The sequence below is a fragment of the Microcoleus sp. A2-C3 genome (genome assembly GCF_036706065.1).
In the GTDB taxonomy this organism is placed as follows: Bacteria; Cyanobacteriota; Cyanobacteriia; order Cyanobacteriales; family Microcoleaceae; genus Microcoleus.
Genome location: NZ_JAUBVX010000059.1, coordinates 31,727 through 38,601, shown reverse-complemented (window position 1 = coordinate 38,601; position 6,875 = coordinate 31,727). Strand labels below are relative to the sequence as shown.

The following is a 6,875-nucleotide window of genomic DNA, read 5'->3' as shown; positions in this document are numbered from 1 at the left end:
AGAGGTACTGGTACTCAGCGCCAGGAGCTTCATTTTTCTATTCTCAGTACCGCTTAGACCTTAACCGAGAAGTATTGTCTTCCTTCTTCCTTCTTCCTTCCTCCTTCTTCATGGCAGAGAGTGCCCAGTCATATTTTTAATGTATTCCTGAATTTTTAGATAATCGTCTGAGTTGCCTTCGCGCATGAGAATAATATTAGTAGCACTGTCTGGCAGGAAAAAGCTGATTAGCCTACCGTTCTGTTCGCAAGCAAAAGAGCTAATTCTACTCAGATCGATCGCAAATTCCTTGCGATCGTAATTAATCTTAATCCACGAACCTTTAGAATTGCGATCGATCGTTTTTTTGATGTATTCGAGAACTTGCTTGTAAGCCTCATGATTGCCTTGGGGATTAAGAATAATCGGCTGACTGCTATTAGGCAGCCAAAATGTGATACGCTTGTTATCCAGTTCGCTAGAAAAAGCACTAATAGTGTCAAGGTCAATTATGTATGTACTTTTCTCATAAGTAAATTTGCTCCAATACGCCACAAAAACCTCCTCAAACCTGCGCTTCCTGGTATTTTAGGATAGTTTGACAACTCATACCATTTTAGATTTTAAATTTTAGATTGGGAATGACAGATTCTGTATGAGTTTGGATCTTGCCTACAGTTGCATTCTTTTTTGAAACTGGTATCACGATTGAAATCTCAGCTAAAAAGTTAAGTAAAAATACTAAGAATTTTTACCTTCTGTCTTCTCCCTTCGGGTACTAGCCCCCCAACCCCTATGCTAGGGCAGGGGGTAAGGTTTTTCACTCGTTGAGAATGCTGCCCGATATCATGTCCGGTAAGTGCCACCCTAATCAAATCCTATTCTTGGGTTGGGCGGGTGAGATTACGATCGACTATCCATCCTATTTGAATATTGTCTACTCTCACCCGCCCCCACAGACTTCTAATATATCAGAACTAATCGATCGCAGATGGTATGAGATCAGGCTCCTGCAAGTTTCCCTGCTACTAAGTCGCGAGCCTCAGTTTCTACAAAATCCTGCTTTCCCTGGGTGCTCGCCGCCTGGATAAACCCCTGAAACAAGGGGTGGGGGGCGCTAGGCCTAGATTGGAATTCGGGGTGAAATTGACTGGCTATGAAAAAGGGATGGTTGGGCAATTCAATCATTTCTACGAGTCGGCCGTCGGGAGATGTGCCGGATATTACATAACCTGATTCTAAGAAAAGATTGCGGTAGGCGTTGTTGAATTCGTACCGATGGCGGTGACGCTCGTAAATCACTTCTTTTTGATAAAGTTGGAAAGCTAGCGTATCTGGGTTGACGCGGCACGGATACAAACCCAGTCGCATTGTACCGCCCAAATCGACTACATCTTGCTGTTCCGGCAATAAATTAATTACCGGATTGGTCGTATCTGGGTCAAATTCAGCGCTGTTAGCATTCTCTAGTTGGGCGGTGTTGCGAGCCCATTCAATCACAGCACACTGCATCCCCAAACACAATCCCAAAAATGGTATTTTATGCTGTTTGGCATATTCGATCGCCGCTATTTTGCCATCAACTCCCCGAATTCCAAAACCTCCGGGCACAACAATGCCGTTCATATCTTTGAGATAGTTATCGAGGTTTCCCGATTCTAAATCTTCTGAGTTAATCCAGTGCAAATTTAGGTCGCAGCCGATCGAGATTGCGCCGTGTCGCAAAGCTTCCACCACCGAAAGATAAGCATCGTTCAACCGCACGTATTTCCCAACCAAAGCAATATCAATCTTGTGGCTAGGGCTATACAGCCGTTTGACTAAGGTTTGCCACTGAGTCAAATCGGGTGGCCGCTGTTCGAGTTGCAGCAAATTGATGGTTTGTTCCGCTAAACCTTCCTGTTCCATCATCAGCGGCACTTCGTAGATACTTTTGGCATCTTGGGCGGTGATGACGCATTCTTCGGGTACGTTGCAGAATTCCGACAATTTTTGTTTCAGGCCCAAAGGTAAAGGCCGATCGCACCTACAGACTAAAATATCTGGTTGAATGCCGATCGACCGCAACTCCTTAACCGAGTGCTGAGTCGGTTTAGTTTTCATCTCCCCAGCCGAAGGAATCCAAGGTATCAGCGTGACGTGCATATACACAACATTTTGCCGCCCAACTGCCTTGCGAAACTGGCGAATTGCTTCCAAAAACGGCAAAGATTCAATATCTCCCACGGTTCCGCCGATTTCCGTAATTACCACATCGGGATTAGTATTTTTTGCTACACGAAAAATACGCTCTTTAATCTCGTTAGTGATGTGGGGAATCACCTGCACCGTACTCCCCTGATATTCGCCCCGGCGTTCCTTATTAATCACGGCTTGATAAATGGAACCCGTGGTGACGCTATTGAGGCGAGACATCGAGGTATCGGTAAAACGCTCGTAGTGCCCCAAATCCAGGTCAGTTTCCGCACCATCTTCCGTGACGAAGACTTCTCCGTGCTGAAACGGGCTGAGAGTGCCGGGGTCAACGTTAATATAGGGGTCTAGCTTCAAAATCGAGACAGAGTAGTCCCGCGACTTCAATAGACGGCCCAGGGAAGCACCGACAATTCCCTTGCCGATACTGGAAACCACGCCGCCGGTCACAAACACAAATTTGGTCATAGATTTTCAACTTTAGATGTTTCTATAGTTAAGAGGGTAACACTCAACTCTAAGAGCTAAAATCGAAAATTGTCCAGCAGGGTTTCAGCATTTCTCAAATACGGGTGGGGACATGACGAGTGGGCCATTAGCTCGATCGGGCGGTTGGCATGGGTTTGGAGTGCGATCGCCCATTTCACAACTCTTGCTTGTTCAATACTTCGCTTTTGGAGGAGACGAAGGGCCCGCCAGAGACCAACCCTTTTTACTTTTGTCAAGAATATGTCTGCAAGCGATCGGTCAAATCTGACACACTGGCCAAGTCTAAAACTGCCTCTCCTAAATTCTCTAATTGCTCAGCGGATAACCGAGTGATGCGAGCTTGAATCTCCGACGACAGCGGCCCGACACGGCGCTCCAACAGCGACACAACTAATTGCTGTAACTGCTGCTTTCCTTGTTCGATGCCTTGTTCGATGCCTTGTTCGATGCCTTGTTCGATACCTTGTTCGATACCTTCTGCCAGGGCTATTTTGGTAGCTAGACTAATGGAGCCACGCTGGTCTTGAATCCAGATTTCTCGCTTATCTAACTCATCTAGTTCCTGAGCATTTAGATTTGCTGTACTGGCAATTTTAAAAGCCTGTTTCAGTTCCTCTACATTTCCCAATTCTTCTGGAACAGCCTGTAAAGCTTGAGCTGTTTTCATGAAGTATATCCACTTATCTGTCAAGGTTTCTAATTCATCTAGTTCCTTGTTGAATTTTGGTAACTCCACAAACACCATCTCAAATTGATCTGCTAGATAATCTACTAAAAATGTCTTTTCTTTGAAGATAAAATGCGAAATCACTGTGTCTATGTTCTCAAACATTTTAAAATCTGTAATCGTCAGAGCAATCACAGGGTTTAACTTGCTGTAGCCACTTCCTGTGCTTAGCTGCATTGAATATGTTTTAGTTGCATTATACAAAACCCGCTGCTGAAAGTATTCTACATTCAAAACCTGCATTTCAATGAGCACAGTTTTGTCACCATTAATCTTGGCTTTTACATCCAGGTAAGTGTCTTTGATACCTTTAATGTTTGGAGCTAAATAGGGGTCGATAATTTCTAAATTTTCGATGACTGGCTGTGCTTCGTATAGGAGAGCATTTAAAAAACTAATTAAAATTTTTTTACTGTCATCCGAGCCGAATATTTTTTTTAAAAGCAAATTTGGTTTTGGGGTTGATAAAACTCATGACATTTTTAATTTATTAGAGGTTTAGAGGTTGATGTGAGAATTATTTAAGCTATCTCACTATCATACAATATTCAGCATTGGCTTCGCGGACGATCGCCCAAACCGACCTCAATACAAATGCCAGTCCCCAGCCCGCGCCTAGGGAGTCATTTCTTTAATCTTTAATCTAAAATCCACCCAGGTCTGCTTGTCATGTTTCCCGAACAGCTAACTCAGGAACGTTTCGGCAATGGTAAAGTCATGGTAAACGGAGCACCTCAAGTCTGCTAAAAAAATAACTATGAAGTTTGTCTGCGTTCTATCCCCTCAACGGTTGCTTTCTGGTGGTATCGCATTGCTCGCAGCGATCCTCTTCGAGGGCTTCGCTAACGAGTGCGGTGCATGGCTCGTCGCTCCCAATGCGGCGCTGGCAAATGCTCCTGGGCAAAATTATTCGTCTGGGCCGCCGAAAATCCTCGCTAGTAACGATGTTAATTGCAAGCTTGAAGCCCGATCGCCCGAAACTCGCTGTCCAGTCGGCGGTTTGTTCGTCAAAACTCAAAATACAGCCACAGAGCAAGTCTTTCCTCTCAAACGGACTGAAGTTAAAGCCAAAATAGCCGGCAATATCTCCCGCGTCGAAGTTGTACAGAAGTTTGAAAATCCTTTCCCCGAATCTTTAGAAGCTGTTTATGTATTTCCCCTGCCCGATGAAGCGGCGGTGGATGACATGGAAATTAAAATCGGCGATCGCACTATTAAAGCTGATATCAAACGGCGCGATGAAGCTTTGGAAATTTACCAAAAAGCTCGCCAGCAAGGCAGAACAGCGGGTTTGTTGGAACAAGAACGCGATAATATTTTTACTCAGTCTCTAGCTAATATCAAACCGGGAGAAAAGATTGAAGTTACGATTCGCTACACCGAGAGTCTCAAATTTGCCGATGGCGATTACGAATTTGTGTTTCCCACAGTGGTTGGGCCGCGTTATATTTCGCAAAATACCACCGATGCCGATCGCATTAACCCGCCTGTTTTGCCTCCAAACACGCGCTCTGGTCACGATATTGCTGTTTCGGTAGAAATCGATGCCGGAGTTGCGATCGGCAATGTCCGCTCTACTTCCCATCAAATTACCACAGAACGCACCGGCAATACTGTGCGCGTCCAACTAGCTGAATCTGACACAATTCCCAATAAAGATTTAATTCTGCGCTATCGAGTAGCCGGCGAAAATACTCGCGCCACAGTCCTGAGTCAATCCGACCAACGGGGCGGTCATTTTGCGACTTATTTAATTCCGGCATTAAACTACAAAAATAACGAAATTGTACCAAAAGATGTCGTGTTTTTGATGGATACTTCCGGTTCTCAACAGGGCGATCCGCTAGCAAAATCTAAGGAGTTGATGCGCCGCTTCATCCAAGGACTCAATCCCAAGGATACTTTTACTATTATTGATTTTGCCAACACTGCAAAAGCGCTTTCAACAACTCCTTTAGCGAATACAGAAGCTAATCGACAAAGGGCAATTAATTATATCGACGCTTTGCAGGCTAACGGCGGCACCGAACTGCTCAACGGCATTCAAACTGTGATGAAGTTTCCGGCGACAAAAACAGGAACGCTGCGGAGTATTGTACTGATTACCGATGGTTATATTGGTAATGAAAAAGAAGTGCTGGCCCAGGTGCAGCAGAGCCTGAAACCGGGAAATCGACTTTATAGTTTTGGTGTCGGTAGTTCGGTGAATCGGTTTTTGCTCAACCGTTTGGCCCAAGTGGGAAGAGGCACGTCTCAAGTAATTCGTCAAGATGAACCGTCAGCAGCAGCGGCAGAAAAGTTTTTTCGTCAAATTAATAGTCCGGTATTGACTAATATTCAAATTAGTTGGGAAGGAGTGGGGGAAAAACCGGAGATTTATCCGATCGCACCACCGGATTTGTTTGCGAGTCAGCCGCTGGTGTTGTTTGGCAAAAAGAGCGATCGAACAAATGGCAAACTGCGCATCCGCGGCACTCAAGCGGGCGGCAAAGCTTACGAGCAGATTTTACCTGTGAATTTTGCTCAATCCGGCGGGCGGCAGCGGGAGTCAACATCAGTCACACCAACCGCTACGGATTTTGGAAATTCGGCGGTAGCTCAACTTTGGGGGCGATCGCGCATTCAAGATTTAATGAATCAAATGTTTGGCGGCGAGACTAAATCTCTGGTGGAAGCTGTGACTAATACTGCTCTAAATTATCACTTGCTGTCGGAATACACGGCTTTTGTGGCTGTGAGCGAAGAAGTGCGAGTCGAACCAGATGGATCTCGTCGTCGCGTGCAAGTGCCTGTCGAATTGCCGCAGGGTGTCAGCTATGACGGTATTTTCGAGCGGGAGGAGAGCGACCAAACGAGAGGTGGCACTCGCAGCTCGAACTCGACTCCCAATTTTGCACGGCCAGTGCCAGCTCCTCGCGCGCTGCCAGCCCCTTACAGCGAGCCACCCCCGCAGCAAATTGCTGCTCGCTTGCAAGTAGTCAGCGCCCAAGGGTTGGATGCTGGGGCGATCGCCTCTCTGAATCAATACCTGCGATCTGTTAATCTCCCAGCGGCGGTTAGCGGCGAGACGGTGTGGGATTTATCCATACAAAACGGCCGCGTTGTGAAAGTCGCGATCCTCTTCGAGGGCTTCGCTAACGACACTCAAACCTCGACGCTGCAAGCAACAGACGCCATTGAGAGTCTCAAGGCAGCCTTGAACTCCTGGCAACCTCCCGCAGGATTCAAGGGCGCGCTGAGGCTAAAGTTGCGGATTAATGCCGATCGCTAAGGAATGACTATCTATGTCACGAAAGATTAACTTTTAATTCAAACATACCGAAAGGGCGATCTCTACCGCGAGAACAATATAAAATCTTTATTAAGAGATCGCGTTTGAACAGAAAGTAATGTTAACAGAAGTTATACGGTTTGATGCCAACGCTAAAACAGTCTAATTTTTGTAACAGTAGAATTTCTGAAACAACCTGAAGATTAAAGATTTCTC

The 6,875-nt window shown here is 45.8% G+C and carries 4 protein-coding genes and 1 pseudogene; 1 reads left to right on the top strand and 4 read right to left on the bottom strand.

Features of this window, described 5'->3' with window-relative positions:
* Positions 1 to 108: 108 nt before the first annotated feature.
* The 4 genes and pseudogenes from QUB66_RS24840 to QUB66_RS24825 all read right to left on the bottom strand — a co-directional run bounded on the left by QUB66_RS24840 (position 109) and on the right by QUB66_RS24825 (position 3,863).
* On the bottom strand, positions 109 to 534 hold the full coding sequence (locus tag QUB66_RS24840; RefSeq protein WP_265233741.1) for a hypothetical protein: 426 nt from the start codon (positions 532 to 534) through the stop codon (positions 109 to 111).
* Between the two features lie 447 nt (positions 535 to 981).
* On the bottom strand, positions 982 to 2,640 hold the full coding sequence (locus tag QUB66_RS24835) for a CTP synthase (RefSeq protein WP_265233742.1): 1,659 nt from the start codon (positions 2,638 to 2,640) through the stop codon (positions 982 to 984).
* A 56-nt stretch (positions 2,641 to 2,696) separates the two neighbouring features.
* Complete coding sequence (locus QUB66_RS24830) at positions 2,697 to 2,897, bottom strand: hypothetical protein (RefSeq protein WP_265233743.1); 201 nt, start codon at positions 2,895 to 2,897, stop codon at positions 2,697 to 2,699.
* A pseudogene (locus QUB66_RS24825) lies at positions 2,894 to 3,863 on the bottom strand (Rpn family recombination-promoting nuclease/putative transposase). Before QUB66_RS24825 ends, QUB66_RS24830 begins: the two are co-directional and overlap by 4 nt.
* Before the next feature lie 282 nt (positions 3,864 to 4,145).
* On the opposite strand from QUB66_RS24825, the gene QUB66_RS24820 reads away from it, so the two are divergent.
* Complete coding sequence (locus QUB66_RS24820; RefSeq protein WP_332970060.1) at positions 4,146 to 6,659, top strand: VIT domain-containing protein; 2,514 nt, start codon at positions 4,146 to 4,148, stop codon at positions 6,657 to 6,659.
* Positions 6,660 to 6,875 lie beyond the last annotated feature (216 nt).

Excerpts from the sequence above, each read along its gene's own strand:
- QUB66_RS24820 (WP_332970060.1), top strand. The coding sequence starts at position 4,146 with ATGAAGTTTGTCTGCGTTCTATCCCCTCAACGGTTGCTTTCTGGTGGT.
- QUB66_RS24835 (WP_265233742.1), bottom strand. The coding sequence starts at position 2,640 with ATGACCAAATTTGTGTTTGTGACCGGCGGCGTGGTTTCCAGTATCGGC.